This is a genomic window from Pseudoflavonifractor phocaeensis, from assembly GCF_021531815.1.
Lineage (GTDB): Bacteria > Bacillota > Clostridia > Oscillospirales > Oscillospiraceae > Lawsonibacter > Lawsonibacter phocaeensis_A.
In genome coordinates this window covers 110842-125882 of the sequence record NZ_JADYUM010000003.1, presented here as the reverse complement: position 1 = coordinate 125882, position 15041 = coordinate 110842, and the positions used below count along the sequence as shown (strand labels likewise).

15 protein-coding genes are annotated in these 15041 nt (G+C 63.0%); all 15 read left to right on the top strand.

Features of this window, described 5'->3' with window-relative positions; translation table 11 throughout:
• Positions 1 to 147: 147 nt before the first annotated feature.
• The 15 genes from I6E42_RS02880 to I6E42_RS02810 all read left to right on the top strand — a co-directional run bounded on the left by I6E42_RS02880 (position 148) and on the right by I6E42_RS02810 (position 15023).
• Positions 148 to 753, top strand: a complete 606-nt coding sequence (locus I6E42_RS02880) for a ribonuclease HII (RefSeq protein WP_235370428.1) — start codon at positions 148 to 150, stop codon at positions 751 to 753.
• Positions 750 to 1118 carry a YraN family protein gene (locus I6E42_RS02875; RefSeq protein WP_235370427.1) on the top strand — a complete coding sequence of 123 codons (369 nt, stop codon included), beginning with the start codon at positions 750 to 752 and terminating at the stop codon, positions 1116 to 1118. Before I6E42_RS02880 ends, I6E42_RS02875 begins: the two co-directional genes overlap by 4 nt.
• A 150-nt stretch (positions 1119 to 1268) precedes the next feature.
• The gene (thrC, locus tag I6E42_RS02870; protein WP_235370426.1) at positions 1269 to 2753 is read left to right on the top strand and encodes a threonine synthase; all 1485 of its coding nucleotides are present in this window, start codon (positions 1269 to 1271) and stop codon (positions 2751 to 2753) included.
• A 3-nt stretch (positions 2754 to 2756) separates the two neighbouring features.
• Positions 2757 to 3443: a metallophosphoesterase gene (locus tag I6E42_RS02865; RefSeq protein ID WP_235370425.1), complete on the top strand. Its 687-nt coding sequence runs from the start codon at positions 2757 to 2759 to the stop codon at positions 3441 to 3443.
• Positions 3444 to 3584: 141 nt separating this feature from the next.
• A complete protein-coding gene (gene tig, locus I6E42_RS02860) occupies positions 3585 to 4949 on the top strand; it encodes a trigger factor (RefSeq protein WP_235370424.1) in 1365 nt (454 codons plus the stop codon).
• Between the two features lie 173 nt (positions 4950 to 5122).
• A complete protein-coding gene (clpP, locus tag I6E42_RS02855; RefSeq protein ID WP_235370423.1) occupies positions 5123 to 5704 on the top strand; it encodes an ATP-dependent Clp endopeptidase proteolytic subunit ClpP in 582 nt (193 codons plus the stop codon).
• A gap of 82 nt (positions 5705 to 5786) precedes the next feature.
• Positions 5787 to 7100, top strand: coding sequence for an ATP-dependent Clp protease ATP-binding subunit ClpX (gene clpX / locus I6E42_RS02850; RefSeq protein ID WP_235370422.1), 1314 nt, complete (start codon positions 5787 to 5789; stop codon positions 7098 to 7100).
• A gap of 144 nt (positions 7101 to 7244) precedes the next feature.
• On the top strand, positions 7245 to 9689 hold the full coding sequence (gene lon, locus I6E42_RS02845) for an endopeptidase La (protein WP_235370421.1): 2445 nt from the start codon (positions 7245 to 7247) through the stop codon (positions 9687 to 9689).
• 10 nt (positions 9690 to 9699) lie between these two features.
• Positions 9700 to 10296: a ribosome biogenesis GTP-binding protein YihA/YsxC gene (yihA, locus tag I6E42_RS02840; protein ID WP_235370420.1), complete on the top strand. Its 597-nt coding sequence runs from the start codon at positions 9700 to 9702 to the stop codon at positions 10294 to 10296.
• 209 nt (positions 10297 to 10505) lie between these two features.
• Positions 10506 to 11315, top strand: a complete 810-nt coding sequence (locus I6E42_RS02835) for a segregation and condensation protein A (protein ID WP_235370419.1) — start codon at positions 10506 to 10508, stop codon at positions 11313 to 11315.
• Positions 11316 to 11330: 15 nt separating this feature from the next.
• A complete protein-coding gene (gene scpB / locus I6E42_RS02830; RefSeq protein WP_235370418.1) occupies positions 11331 to 11960 on the top strand; it encodes an SMC-Scp complex subunit ScpB in 630 nt (209 codons plus the stop codon).
• A complete protein-coding gene (locus I6E42_RS02825; protein WP_235370417.1) occupies positions 11957 to 12592 on the top strand; it encodes a DUF2953 domain-containing protein in 636 nt (211 codons plus the stop codon). The genes scpB and I6E42_RS02825 overlap by 4 nt, the downstream gene beginning before the upstream one ends.
• 4 nt (positions 12593 to 12596) lie before the next feature.
• On the top strand, positions 12597 to 13028 hold the full coding sequence (locus tag I6E42_RS02820; protein ID WP_235370415.1) for a GerW family sporulation protein: 432 nt from the start codon (positions 12597 to 12599) through the stop codon (positions 13026 to 13028).
• A gap of 89 nt (positions 13029 to 13117) precedes the next feature.
• A complete protein-coding gene (locus I6E42_RS02815) occupies positions 13118 to 14227 on the top strand; it encodes a D-alanyl-D-alanine carboxypeptidase family protein (RefSeq protein WP_235370413.1) in 1110 nt (369 codons plus the stop codon).
• Positions 14228 to 14297: 70 nt separating this feature from the next.
• Positions 14298 to 15023, top strand: a complete 726-nt coding sequence (locus I6E42_RS02810) for a pseudouridine synthase (RefSeq protein WP_235370411.1) — start codon at positions 14298 to 14300, stop codon at positions 15021 to 15023.
• The last annotated feature ends 18 nt before the right edge of the window (positions 15024 to 15041 follow it).

The window sequence follows — 15041 nt, the reverse complement described above, 5'->3', positions numbered from 1 at the left end:
TGGCCGCCCGCGGGCGCGCGCCCATTCCATGAGAAGGAACCGTTCCCCGTCTCTTCGCTGTTTGGTGGGCGGGGAAAGGCAAGGGCAGAGCCCTTGCCCTACCAAAATTCACGGCTGAAAACGCGCTGCTTGAAAGGAGCATGAACCATGGATCTCTGGCAATATGAGAGGGAGGCTCTGGCAGAGGGGTACACCCTTGTCTGCGGCTGTGACGAGGCGGGGGCCGGCCCCCTGGCCGGTCCGGTATACGCTGCCGCCGTCATTCTGCCCATGGGGGCGGACATCCCCGGCCTGAACGACTCCAAAAAGCTGGCGGAGAAGAAGCGGGAGGCGCTGTTTCCCATCATTCAGGAGATCGCCCAGTACTGGAGCGTGGCCTCGGTCAGCGCCAAAGAGATCGACGAGACTGACATCCTCAGCGCCCGGATGAAGGCCATGCAGCTGGCCATGGACGGTCTGCCCCAGTTCCCGGACTTCGCTCTCATCGACGGCAACCGGGACCACGGAAAGACCGCCGCCATCACGGTGCCCCACCGCTGCGTTGTAAAGGGGGACAGCTTGTCAGCCTCTATCGCGGCGGCCTCTATCCTGGCCAAGGTGAGCCGGGACCATTTTATGCTGGAAATGGCGGAGCAGTATCCCCAGTACCGCTTTGAACAGCACAAGGGCTATGGGACGAAGCTCCACTATGAGCTGCTGCGTACATATGGTCCCAGTCCCATCCACCGCCGGACATTTCTAAAGAACCTATGAGCGGCGGGGAGAGCAGAGCCCTGGGCCGCTGGGGGGAGGCGCTGGCGGCCCAGTGGCTGGAGCAGCGGGGATGCGTGCTGCTGGCGGCCAACTGGCGGTGCCGCTTCGGGGAGATCGACCTCATCGCGGAGGACGGGGACTGCCTGTGCTTTGTGGAGGTCAAGCTGCGCAAGAACGACGCCTACGGCCGGGGGGCGGAGGCGGTGGACGGCCGGAAGCAGGAGAAGCTGCGCACCTCCGCCCAGCTCTACCTGATGGAGCATCCCACAAACCTTCAGCCCCGGTTTGACGTGGTGGAGGTCTATGCTCCACAGGGGAGGGACACCCTGCGGCCCATTGTACGCCGCACGGAAAACGCGTTTTGAACAACGGGGAATTTTTGACAATTCTGGGCGTTTTTCCGGGAATCCCTTGACCTGGAGCGGGGAAACTGGCATAATATAACTTTAGTGACAGTACACAGGACAGCCCGGTCCGGGCCGCTTTCTGTTATAACTCAAAATGGGGATGATTTCATGCAATATATCAGCACAAGAGACGCAGGGACCCGGTTCACCGCTTCCCAGGCGATCACACAGGGACTGGCCGCGGACGGCGGCCTGCTGACCCCCTGTTATATTCCCAAGCTGCCCGGGAAAGCCCTGGAGGAGCTGAAGGACATGTCCTATCAGCACCGGGCGGTCTACATCATGAAGCAGTTTCTGGAGGAGTTCACCGTCAAGGAGCTGACCGACTTTGCCGCCGCGGCCTACGGTCCGGCCAAGTTTGACACGCCCGCCGTGGCTCCCGTCCGGACCGTGGACGGGAACACCCACTGCCTGGAGCTGTGGCACGGTCCCACCTGCGCCTTCAAGGACATGGCGCTCCAGATGCTGCCCCACCTGCTGACCGCCTCCCTGGCCAAGACCGAGGAGTTCAAGACGGTGTGCATCCTGGTGGCCACCTCCGGCGACACCGGCAAGGGCGCTCTGGAAGGGTTTAAAGACGTGCCCAAGACCCGCATCCTGGTGTTCTATCCCAAGGACGGGGTGTCCCAGGTCCAGGAGCTGCAGATGGTCACCCAGGAGGGAAACAATGTGGGTGTGGCCTCGGTGGTGGGCAACTTCGACGACGCCCAGACCGGCGTGAAGCGGCTGTTCTCCGATGAGGGGCTGCGCCAGACCCTGGCGGACAAGGGCTTCTTTTTCTCCTCCGCCAACTCCATCAACTGGGGCCGGGTGCTGCCCCAGATCGTCTACTACGTCTCCGCCTACTGCGACCTGGTACGGGACGGGAAAATCGAGCTGGGTCAGACCATCAACGTCTGCGTCCCCACCGGCAACTTCGGCAACATCCTGGCCGCCTACTACGCCCGGGAGATGGGAGTGCCCATCGGCCGCCTGATCTGCGCCTCCAACAGCAACAACGTCCTCACCGACTTCATCCGCACCGGCGTGTATGACCGGAACCGGACCTTCTACAACACCATGTCTCCCTCCATGGACATCCTGATCTCCTCCAATCTGGAGCGGATGCTGCTGGCTCTGACCCAGGACGTGGACGAGGTGAAGGGCTACATGGAGCAGCTCAACGCCACCGGCCGCTACGAGGTCCGGGAGAAGGTGCTGGAGAAGCTGCAGAAGCGGTTCTGGGGCTACTGCTGCGACGACAAGGAGACCCAGCGGGTCATCGGGGAGATGTACCGTACCCACGACTACCTCATCGACCCCCACACCGCCGTGGCCTTCTCTGCCCTGGAGCAGTACCGGGCTGAGACAGGGGACCAGACTCCCTGCGTGGTGGCCTCCACCGCCAGCCCCTTCAAGTTCTGCGGCAGCGTGCTGGGCGCCCTGGGCGTCACCGAGGTGGCTCCCGGCCTGGACGCCCTGGACCAGCTGTCTGAGAAGACCGGCCTGCCCGCCCCCGCGCCCCTGGCCGGACTGCGGGACAAGGAAGTCCGCTTTACCACCACGGTGGAGAAGGACCACATGGTGGACGCTGTGATGTCCATGTTGGGGTGACCTATGGCCCTCTACGCGATCGGAGACACCCATCTGTCCTTCGGTACCGACAAGCCCATGGACGTGTTCGGCGGCGGCTGGACCGGCTATGTGGAGCGGCTGCGCCGGGGCTTTGAGATCGTGGAGCCCGGGGACACGGTGGTGCTGTGCGGCGACCTGTCCTGGGGTATGAGCCTGGAGGAGGCCCGGGAGGATTTTGCCTTTCTCAACGCCCTGCCCGGACAGAAGGTGGTCCTCAAGGGAAACCACGACTACTGGTGGACCACCGCGGCCAAGATGGAACGGTTTTTCCGGGAGAACGGCTTCGACACCCTCTCGCTGCTCCACAACAACTGCCGGCTGTACGGGGACGTGGCCCTCTGCGGCACCCGGGGCTGGTTCTACGAGGAGGACCGGGGGGAGCACAGCGCCAAGATCTTCAACCGGGAGCTGCTCCGGCTGGAGGCGTCCCTGAAGGCGGCGGGGGACCGGGAGAAGATCTGTTTTCTCCACTACCCGCCGGTGTACCAGGGCTACCGCTGCCGGGAGATCATGGACCTGCTGGAGCGGTACGGCGTAACGCGCTGCTGCTACGGCCACCTCCACGGCGGGAGCCACCGCCTGGCTGTCTCCGGCCCGGTGGGCGGAGTGGACTATCAGCTGGTTTCGGCGGATTATTTGGGGTTCTGCCCGAGGAAAATTATGGATTGAGCAAAAATTCATGGAAATTTCTTAAAATTGCTCTGGTCAAACGGACATATATCTGGTAAAATATCGTGGCGAAAGTAAAAAGGCGCTGTTGTTTCCGAAAAATGTCGGGGCAAGGACGCGCCGACAGGAGGAAATTGACAAATGAAGGTCACCAGTGTTGAAAAGAAAGAAAAGAGCACGGTCGAGCTGACCATCCAGGTGGAGGCCGATGTGTTTGAGGCCGCTGTCCAGCAGGCCTACCTGAAGAACCGCACCAAGATCAACGTCCCCGGCTTCCGGAAGGGCAAGGCCCCCCGGAAGATCATCGAGGGCATGTACGGCTCCGGCGTGTTCTATGAGGACGCCATCGAGGCCACCTATCCCGCCGCTTACGCCGAGGCCGTGAAGGAGCAGGGCCTGGACGATGTGGGCTACCCCCACGTGGAGCTGGTGGAGGCCGGCAAGGAGGGCTACACCTTCAAGGCTCTGGTCTCTGTCCGTCCCGAGGTGAAGCTGGGCGAGTACAAGGGCCTCACCGCCCCCAAGACCGAGGCTGAGATCACCGACGCCGATGTGGATGCCGAGCTGAAGCCCTACATCGACCGGGCCACCCGTCTGGTCAGCGTGGAGCGCGAGGCCCAGAACGGCGACACCGTGGTCATCGACTTCGAGGGCTTCGACAACGGCGTGGCCTTCGACGGCGGTAAGGGCGAGAACTTCGACCTGAAGCTGGGCTCCGGCTCCTTCGTCCCCGGTTTTGAGGAGCAGCTGGTGGGCCTGAAGGCCGGCGAGGAGAAGGACCTGGACATCACCTTCCCCGAGGACTATCACGCCGACCTGGCCGGCAAGGCCGTGGTCTTCCACGTGAAGGTCAAGGAGGTCAAGGAGTCCCAGGTCCCCGAGGTGGACGACGAGTTTGCCAAGGACGTGTCTGAGTTCGATACTCTGGAGGCCTTCCGGGCCGACCTGAAGGAGAAGGTGGCCCAGCGCCGCCAGGCCCAGGCTCAGAACGACTTTGAGAACAAGGTCATGGAGCAGCTCATCGCCAACATGGAGTGCGAGATCCCCGACGGCATGGTGGACGTGGAAGTGGACCGCATGATGGAGGACTACGCCATGCGGCTGCAGAGCCAGGGCATCTCCATGGAGGACTATCAGAAAATGCTGGGCGTCAACGCCGATATGATCCGTTCCTCCGCCCGTCCCGACGCCCTGCGCCGTGTCCAGACCATGCTGGCTCTGGAGGCCGTGGCCGCCGCGGAGAACCTGGAGGTCAACGAGGAGGAGCTGGAGGCTGAGTTCGCCCGTCTGGCCGAGCAGTACAAGCTGGAGGCCGCCCAGGTGAAGGCCGCCGTTCCCGCCGAGGACCTGAAGAAGGACCTGCTGCTGAAGAAGGCCAGCGAGCTGGTCATCTCCTCCGCCCAGGTGGGCGAGGCCCCCCAGGCCGAGGAGGCCCCTGCAGAGAAGCCCAAGCGCACCCGCAAGAAGAAGACCGAGGAGCCCGCCGAGGAGCCCAAGGCTGAGTAAGTATCCATCACACGTCCCGGGGCAGCCAAGGCCGCCCCGGGCGCGTGCTATTTACGTGGGACGGAAACGTTCGGCTTGTGAACGTCTCATCAGCGTCCCACCCGGGCCGGAGGAATGGTTTTCCGGCTGGGCGGGTATACTTTGGTATCTCGTCTGAAAAAGGAGTTTCAATTATGAGTTTAGTTCCCTATGTAGTAGAACAGACCAACCGGGGCGAGCGGTCCTATGACATCTTCTCCCGCCTGCTCAACGACCGCATCATCATGCTGTCCGAGGAGGTCAACGATACCACCGCCTCCCTGGTGGTGGCCCAGCTGCTGTACCTGGAGGCCCAGGACCCGGACAAGGACATCCAGTTCTACATCAACAGCCCCGGCGGCTCCGTCACCGCGGGCATGGCCATCTACGACACCATGCAGTATATCAAGTGTGACGTGTCCACCATCTGTATCGGCATGGCGGCCTCCATGGGGGCCTTCCTGCTGTCCTCCGGCGCCAAGGGCAAGCGTCTGGCCCTGCCCAACGCCGAGATCATGATCCACCAGCCCTCCGCCGGCACCCAGGGCCAGATCACCGATATGGCCATCCACCTGAAGCGGCTGGAGATCGTCAAGAAGCGGATGAACCGCATCCTGTCTGAAAACACCGGAAAGCCCATCGAGGTGGTCACCTCCGACTGCGAGCGGGACAACTTCATGACCGCCCAGGAGGCCATGGAGTATGGCCTCATCGACAAGGTCATCGACCACCGCTGAGGGCTTTTCCCCGCCGGCGGGGGAGAATCCATCCCCCCGCCGACTTATCTGTTCCCCAGGAACGTGTTTATGAGGTGTATCCATGGCTCGAAACGACGAGAAAAATATCCGCTGTTCCTTCTGCGGCAAACATTCCGACCAGGTCCGCCGGATCATCGCCGGTCCCAACGCCTACATCTGCAACGAGTGCGTGCAGCTGTGCATGAGCATCCTGGACGACGGCTATGCCCCGGAGGAGCCTGCCATTGACAACGAGATTCCCGACGTGATCCCCACTCCCAAGGAGATCCACGCCGTTCTGGACCAGTATATCATCGGCCAGGAGAAGGCCAAGGTGGCCCTGTCCGTGGCGGTTTACAACCACTACAAGCGCATCTATTTCGGGGGCGGAGAGGATGTGGAGCTCCAGAAGAGCAACATCCTCCTCATGGGCCCCACCGGCTGCGGCAAGACCCTCTTTGCCCAGACCCTGGCCCGGGTGCTGAAGGTGCCCTTCGCCATCGCCGACGCCACCACCCTCACCGAGGCGGGCTATGTGGGCGACGACGTGGAGAACATCCTGCTGCGTCTGGTCCAGGCCGCCGACTATGACGTGGAGCTGGCTGAGCGGGGCATCATCTACATCGACGAGATGGACAAGATCGCCCGGAAGAGCGAGAATACCTCCATCACCCGCGACGTGTCCGGCGAGGGCGTCCAGCAGGCTCTGCTGAAGATCCTGGAGGGCACCGTGGCCAACGTCCCGCCCCAGGGCGGCCGGAAGCACCCCCATCAGGAGTTCATCCAGGTGGACACCAAGAACATCCTCTTTATCTGCGGCGGCGCCTTCGACGGCATCGACAAGATCATCGAAAACCGCCTGGACAAGCGGGCCATGGGCTTCGGCGCCGAGATCCAGAGCCGGAAGGACCGGAACGTGGGCCAGCTTATGGCGGAGATCCAGCCCCAGGACCTGCTGAAATTCGGCATCATCCCTGAGCTGGTGGGCCGTCTGCCTGTCATCACCACCCTGGAGTCTCTGGACCGGGACCAGATGGTCAAGATCCTCACCGAGCCCAAGAACGCCCTGGTGAAGCAGTACCAGAAGCTGATGGAGTACGACCAGGTGGAGCTGGACTTTGGACGGGACGCCCTGGAGGCGGTGGCCGACCGGGCGGTGGAGCGGGGCATCGGCGCCCGCGGCCTGCGGGCTGTGCTGGAGGAGGTCATGACCAAGGTGATGTATGACGTGCCCTCCGACCCCACCATCGTCAAGGTGTCCATCCACGCTGACAGCGTGAAGCAGGGAGCCGCCCCCGAACTGACCCGGGACCCGGAGCGGAAACAGCGGCCAAAGCTGGGCCGTGCCTCCCTGCGGGCGGAGCGGGGCGGAATGCCCGGCACCCACGCAGGCTGATACCGAAAGAATGAAAACGGAAACGTCCCGCGGCACCCCGATACGGCGGGCCACGGGGCGTTTTTGCCGATATTGTCAGCGGACGGGAGAAGAACGCGCTTTCTCGCTCCTCCGCTGATACCCCTGAGAGGAAGTGAATTTGCTATGAGCAAAGAATGGAACCTGACCGATGTGTCCACCATGCCTGCCATCGCCCTGCGGGGGCTGACGGTGTTCCCTAATGTGATGATCCACTTTGAGGTGGCCCGGGACATCTCCATCAAAGCCCTGGAGGAGGCCATGAACACCGGAGGTCCGGTGTTTCTGGTGGGCCAGCAGGACATCGGCGTGGAACAGCCGGAGCAAAAGGACCTGTTTACCGTGGGTACCGTCTCCAATGTCCGCCAGATCCTCCGGATGCCGGGGGACAATGTGCGGGTGCTGGTGGAGGGGCAGAGCCGGGGCCGTCTGGTCCAACTGACCCGTACCGAACCCTACCTGGAGGCGGAGGTCCAGGCCATCCCGGCTGAGGAGCCCGGCAGCCGTGCCACGGCCAAGCAGGAGGCGCTGATGCGCTCCACCTACGAGCTGTTTCAGCAGTACACCGAACTGGCGCCCAAGGTGTCCCCCGACCTGCTGATCCATGTGCTGGCCAGTCAGGACCCGGGCTACATCGCCGACTATATCGCCCAGAACATCGCCATGCGCAACCGGGACAAGCAGGAGATCCTGGAGGAGCTGCGCCCTGTCCGCCGGCTGGAGAAGCTCTACCGCCTGCTGGAGCGGGAGGTGGAGATCCTCTCCCTGGACGCGGAGATCCAGAACAAGGCCCGGGATCAGATCTCCGGCCACCAGCGGGACTACTATTTGCGGGAGCAGATGAAGGCCATCCAGCAGGAACTGGGGGAAGGGGAGGACTCTGACGAGTTCGAGGAGTACCGGAAAAAGATCGCCGGCGCCCAGCTGCCCGACCAGGTGCGGGAGAAGCTGACCAAGGAGTTGAACCGCCTGACCAAGCAGCCCTTCGGTTCCTCTGAGGCCACCGTCCTGCGCAGCTACCTGGATGTGTGCCTGGAGTTGCCCTGGGGCAAGACCACCAAGGAGAAGGTCAGTGTCTCCGCCGTGAAGAAAGCTCTGGACCAGGACCACTTCGGTTTGGAAAAGGTGAAGGAGCGCATTTTGGAGTTTGTGGCTGTCAAGCAGCTGGCTCCCGACTTAAAGGGGCAAGTACTTTGCCTTGTCGGCCCGCCCGGCGTGGGCAAAACCTCCATTGCCATGTCCATGGCTCGGGCCATGAACCGGAAGCTGGCCCGCATCTCTCTGGGCGGCGTCAGCGATGAGGCGGAGATCCGTGGCCACCGCAAGACCTATGTGGGGGCTATGCCCGGCCGCATCATCAACGCCATCAACCAGGCAGGGAGCTGCAACCCCCTGATCCTTCTGGACGAGATCGACAAGCTGGGCAGCGACCACCGGGGAGACCCGGCCTCGGCTCTGCTGGAGGTATTGGACGGGGAGCAAAACGCCACCTTCCGGGACAACTTCCTGGAGGTGCCCTTCGACCTGTCCGAGGTGCTGTTTGTCACCACCGCCAACACCACCGACACCATTCCCCGGCCCCTGCTGGACCGGATGGAGGTCATCGAGCTGTCCAGCTATACCGATGAGGAGAAGCTCCAGATCGCCAAAAAACACCTGCTGCCCAAGGAGCTGAAGCGCCATGGGCTGACCCGTCAGCAGCTGAAGGTGTCCGACGGGGCCATTCGGGAGATCATCGCCTCCTATACCCGGGAGTCCGGCGTCCGGATCCTGGAGCGGAAGCTGGCCGCCATCTGCCGCAAAGCGGCCATGCAGGTAGTATCAAATGATGTAAAGTCAATCCGCATTACAGAAAAACAGCTCCAGAAGTTCCTGGGTGTTCCCCGGTATTACCCGGAGCGCCAGGCTTTGGAGGAGCGTGTGGGCGTGGTCAACGGTCTGGCCTGGACCAGCGTCGGCGGCGAGCTGCTGGAGGTGGAGGTCAACGTGGTCCCCGGCTCCGGAAAGGTGGAGCTGACGGGCAACCTGGGCGACGTGATGAAGGAGTCGGCCCACGCGGCCTTGAGCTATATCCGCAGCCAGTCTGACCGGTTGGGCGTCCCCTCTGACTTTTATAAGGAAAAGGACCTCCACGTCCACTTCCCCGAGGGAGCCGTCCCTAAGGACGGACCCTCCGCCGGTATTGCCATCACCACCGCCATGGTGTCCGCCCTCACCGGGACTCCGGTGCGGCGGGGGATCGCCATGACCGGAGAGGTGACCCTGCGGGGCCGGGTGCTACCCATCGGAGGCTTGAAGGAGAAGACCATGGCCGCCTTCCGAAACGGCATCAAGACGGTCATCATCCCGGCGGACAACGGAAAGGACCTGGAGGAGATCGACCAGACCGTGCGGAAAGCCCTGCACTTCATTCTGGTGGAGCGGGCGGACCAGGTGCTGGATCAGGCGCTGGTCCGGAATGTGATCCCGGCAGTGGAGTCCGGCGGCGGCAGCAAACCCGCCCGGAAAGAGCAGGAGACGGTTTTGGTCCCCACGGTTCAGGACCAGTCCGCCGCCAGACTGCGGCTGTAAGGAGGAGAAAATGGCCATCAATCTGCAAAAGGCGGAGTTTATCCTCTCCGCCGCCTCCCCCAAGGATTTCCTGCATGACGGCCTGCCCCAAGTGGCCTTTGCCGGCCGTTCCAACGTGGGCAAGTCCTCGGTGATCAATCGCCTGCTCAATCGGAAGAACTTTGCCCGGGTGGGGGCGGCCCCCGGCAAGACTATCCATATCAACTATTTCAAGATTGACGGAGCCTTCTATCTGGTGGACCTGCCGGGCTACGGCTACGCCAAGGTGTCCAAGTCCGAGCGGGACCGCTGGGGCAAGCTGATGGAGAGCTACTTTGCCCACCCCGAGTTGATGACCTTGGGAGTCATGATCGTGGATTCCCGGCACAAGCCCACCGCCGATGACTGCACCATGGCCCAGTGGTTCAAGGATACGGGCTGTCCCCTGGTGGTGGTAGCCAACAAACTGGATAAGCTGAAAAAAAGCGAGATAGAGCCAAACCTCCAAACCATCCGGGACACCCTGGAGCTGGATGAGGAAACTGCTGTCATCCCCTTCTCCGCCGAGAAGGGGACGGGCAGGGAGGACCTGCTGTCCGCCATCCTGTCAGGGGCGGGGCTCAAATGATTTGCTTACATTCCCCCGATGCGCTTGGCGTGTCGGGGGAATCTTGCTGTATGGAATAATAGATTTTAGTTTACATGTTCGATGAAGGGGGCCTTAAGAAACGGTAACTAAAATTTATCCGACTGCCGCCGCCCGTTCAACTTGTCTTTTCTCCCTTGAACTGATATAATATCTTGAATGAATCTGGAAAAATCGGGGGAGGTGAGCCCTTGGAGGCACCCATCTACCACCTGGAAGGGGTGGTGAAGGCGAAAGAGGAGAGCATGGAGGACTTCGTGGGCCCCCTGGACCTGATCCTCCATCTGTTGAGCAAGAACAAGATGGAGATCAAGGACATCCAGATCTCCCTGATCCTGGACCAGTACCTGGAGTGGATGAACAAGCGGAAGGAATTGGACCTGGAGGTAGCCAGCGAATTTGTCACCATGGCCTCCCACCTCATCTATATCAAGACCAGGATGCTGCTGTCCATCCACGACGAGGAGGCCATGAGCGAGATGGAACAGCTCATCGCCACTCTGGAGGCCCACCAGCGCAACGAGAACTACTTGAAGATCAAGGCGGTGGTCCCATCCTTGGACGACCGCTACCGCTATGGCCGGGACTACCTGACCAAGGTGCCCGAGGCCATTCAGCCTGACAAGACCTACCGCTATGTCCATGAGAAGGAGGACCTGCTGAAGGCCATGACGGCGGTACTCAGCCGTTCGGACAACAAGCTGCCGCCTCCGGGGGCCGCCTTTCAGGGCATCGTGGGCCGGGAGCCCTACCCCGTGGCCGACAAGGCGGGAGAGATCATCCACCGCCTGGTCCAATTCGGGGTCACCCGGTTCCGGGCCCTGTTCAAGGGTAACCGCAGCCGTTCCGAGGTGGTGGCGACCTTCCTGGCGGTGCTGGAGCTGTGCAAGGCCCACCGGGTCCGGCTGGCCGGCACCGAGGAGGACTGCACCGTCACCTGCACCCAGGAGGAGACGGGCGAGGCGGTGGAGTTTACCGCCGACAGCCAATACAGCCAATAAGGAGAGGGGGAGACCATGGAGATCAAAGAACTGGAATCGGCCCTGGAGGGGGTGCTGTTCGCCTCCGGTGAGCCGGTGGCCGTGGAGCGGCTGTGTCTGGGCCTGGAGGTGGACCGTCCCACCCTGGACGCGGTGGCCCAGCGGCTCATGGACAAGTACAGCTATGAGCGGCGGGGCATCCGCCTGCTGCGGCTGGACACCAGCTACCAGCTGTGTTCCGCCCCGGAGTTCGCCCCCTATATCCGAAAGACCCTGGAGAGCCGCAAGCCCGCCCGCCTGTCCCAGCCGGCGCTGGAGGTGCTGGCCATCATCGCCTACTACCAGCCGGTGACCCGGGCCTATGTGGACCAGGTGCGGGGAGTGGACAGTGCCTACACCGTGAGCCTGCTGCTGGAGCGGGAGCTCATCGAGGAGGCGGGCCGTCTGGCGGTCCCCGGCCGTCCCACCCTGTTCCGCACCACCAAGAACTTTTTGCGCTCCTTCGGCCTGTCCAGCCTGGAGGAGCTGCCTGAGCTGCCCGACGCCTCCAAGGAGGGGGAGCAGATGACCCTGGAGTTGGAGGCGGCTGTAGCCAAGCTGAAGGCCCAGGAGGAGGGGGAGGAGTCCTCCCCGGCCCAGCCGGAGCCCCCGGCGGGTGAGGAATGAAAATCCTTTTGATCGTATTGGCCGTCCTGCTTCTGATCGGACAGGTCCGGGTGGGCGGTCTGGCGGAGTACAGCGCCAAAGGGTTTCTTGCCTGGGTGCGGCTGGGGAAGCTGCATATAAAAGTGTTCCCCTTGAAAAAGAAGGACAAGCCCGCCAAAAAGAAGGCGAAAAAGGCCAAGCCTCCCAAGGAGAAGAAGGAGAAGCCCAAGGCAGAGGTCCCGCTGGCGGAGAAGGCGGGGGGCGCTCTGGACTACGCCAGGACTCTGCTGCCCGTGGCTCTGGACGCGGTGGGCAGCATGTACAGCAAGATCCGGATGGACACTTTGGAACTGGAACTGACGGTAGGGGCCGCCGACCCGGCGGACGCCGCCATACGGTACGGCCAGGCCAGCGCCGCCCTGGGGGCTTTGTGGGAGCCCCTGACCCGCGCCTTCCATGTGAAGGACGGACACGCCCGGGTGCGGGTAGACTTTGAGTCCGGGGGGATGACGGTATATGGCCGGGCCTCCCTGTCCCTCAAGATCGGCCAGATCCTCTGGCTGGGACTTTATTTCGGATGTAAGGCCCTGCGGGGCTTCCTCGCCGTCCGGAGACGGCAGAAACTGAAACAACAGGAGAGAAAGGCGGCCTGACGGTATGGAAAAGAACAATTCCCTGGCTGAGCTCATCAGCACCACCATGGAGCATGTGCGCACCATGGCTGACGCCAACACCATTATCGGAAACCCCATTCAGGCGGAGGGGGTGACTCTGATCCCGGTATCCCGGATGTCCTTCGGCGTGGCCGGAGGGGGCACCGAGTTCTCCACCAAGAAGCAGCCCGCCGGAGACAACAGCTTCGGCGGCGGCAGCGGCGCCAGCGCCAAGCTGGAGCCCGTGGCCTTCTTGGTGGTCCGGGAGGGCAGCGTCAAGCTGCTGCCTGTGGCTCCGCCCCCCGCCACCACCGTGGACCGGGTCATCGAGACGGTGCCCGAGGTGGTGGACAAGGTCACCGGCTTTATCGAGAGCCAGCAGGCCAAGAAGGAGCAGAAGGCCGCCCAGGCCGCCGAGAGCGACTTTGCCGAATGATGGGATAATTTCAAAAATTTCCCCGTGATAATGGAGAAATACCGCTTCATACTAGTGTCAAGTGTCCATTTCTAAGGAAGGTGACAGCTATGAAGCGGGTCCTGAGGGCGGTCCTCGCCCTGACCATCATCATGACCTCTCTGCCCGCCGCTTTCGCGGCGGGCACCTCCGCGTCCTCCGCCATTTTGATGGAAGCGGACAGCGGCCGGGTGCTGTATGAGCAAAATGCCCACGAACCCCGGCTCATCGCCAGCATCACTAAGCTGATGACCGCTCTGGTGGCCCTGGAGTCGGGCCACGACCTGGGGGAAGAGGTGACCATCCGCCCGGAGTGGGCGGGGGCGGAGGGTTCCTCCATCTACCTGCGGCCGGGGGAGAAGGTAAGCCTGGAGACCCTGCTTTACGGGATGATCCTCCGGTCAGGCAACGACGCCGCCCTGGCGGTGGCGGGCCACTGCGGCGGGACGGTGGAGGATTTCGTAGCCCGGATGAACGAGAAGGCCCGGGAACTGGACATGAAGGACAGCTCCTTTGCCAACCCAAACGGCCTCAATGCCGGGGACCACTACTCCACCGCCTACGATATGGCCCTGCTGGCCCGGGCCTGCCTGGAAAACGAGACTCTGGCCAAAATGGTGTCCACCAAGTCCATCACCCTGGGCACCCGGATCTTCACCAACCACAACAAGCTGCTGTGGCGGTATGAGGGCTGCATCGGCATGAAGACCGGATATACCGAGAAGGCGGGGCGGACCCTGGTGTCGGCGGCTGAGCGGGACGGCTTGACCTTGATCTGCGTCACCCTTAACGACCCCAACGACTGGGCGGACCACGCCGCCCTCTTTGACTATGGGTTTGCCAACTACCGTGGGGAGCAGGCGGTCCGGGCGGGAGATACCCTGTGCCGGGTGCCCACGTCGGGCAGTCTGGTGCCCTTTTGTCCGGTGAAGGCGGGGGGGAGCCTCTCCCTGTGCCTGACCGGAGAGGAGCAGGTCCGCCGGGAGCTGCGGCTGGACCGGGAGGTGCTGGAGGGACCTCTGCCCGCGGGGACGGCGGTGGGGGAGGCGGTCTATTTCCTGGAAAACCAGGAGGTGGGCCGGGTGCCCCTGGTGACGGGAGAAGCGGTAACGGCGGACCGGACAGCGAGCGTGGACTTTCTGGACCGCCTGAAAGAGCGGCTGGAGGAGCTGTCAGACTGAGTGTTTCCGCGGGGGCGGCTGACCGCCGCCACGCAAATCTCACCGATACAGAGAGAAAGGGGGCGTCCCTATGGAAGAACGGCTGCAAAAACTGATCTCCGCCTGCGGTCTGGCCTCCCGTCGGACGGCGGAGGGATGGATCACCGCCGGGCGGGTGACGGTAAACGGCCGGACCGCCCACCTGGGGGACCGGGCTGACCCGGACCGGGATGAGATCCTGGTGGATGGGACCCCCTTGGACCCCGGAGGCGGGCGGACCTATCTGATGCTGAACAAGCCCCGGGGCTATGTGACCACCCTTTCCGATGAAAAAGGGAGGCGGACGGTGGCCGACCTGGTGTCGGACTGCGGCGCGCGGGTCTGGCCTGTGGGGCGGCTGGACATGGACTCCGAGGGGCTGCTCCTCCTCACCGACGACGGGGAGCTGACCCACCGGCTCCTCCATCCCAGCCATGAGATCGAAAAGGAGTACCTGGTCTGGGTCACCGGGGACGTGAAGCGGGCCCTGCCCATCCTGTCCGCCCCCATGGAGCTGGCCGGGGACATGCTGTCTCCGGCCAAAGTGCGCCGGGGCAGGGTAATCGGCGGGGTCTCCCAGCTGTCCATCGTCATCCACCAGGGAAAGAACCGCCAGGTCCGTCGGATGTGCGCCCAGGCGGGGCTGACGGTGCTGCGGCTCAAGAGGATCCGGGAGGGAGGCCTCTCCCTGGACCGGAGCCTAGCGCCGGGAAAGTGGCGGGCGCTGACCGGACAGGAGCTGCTGCTGTTGTCCCAGGAGGGAAAAAAGGAAGATTGACCGGGGCTTTTTGCAAGG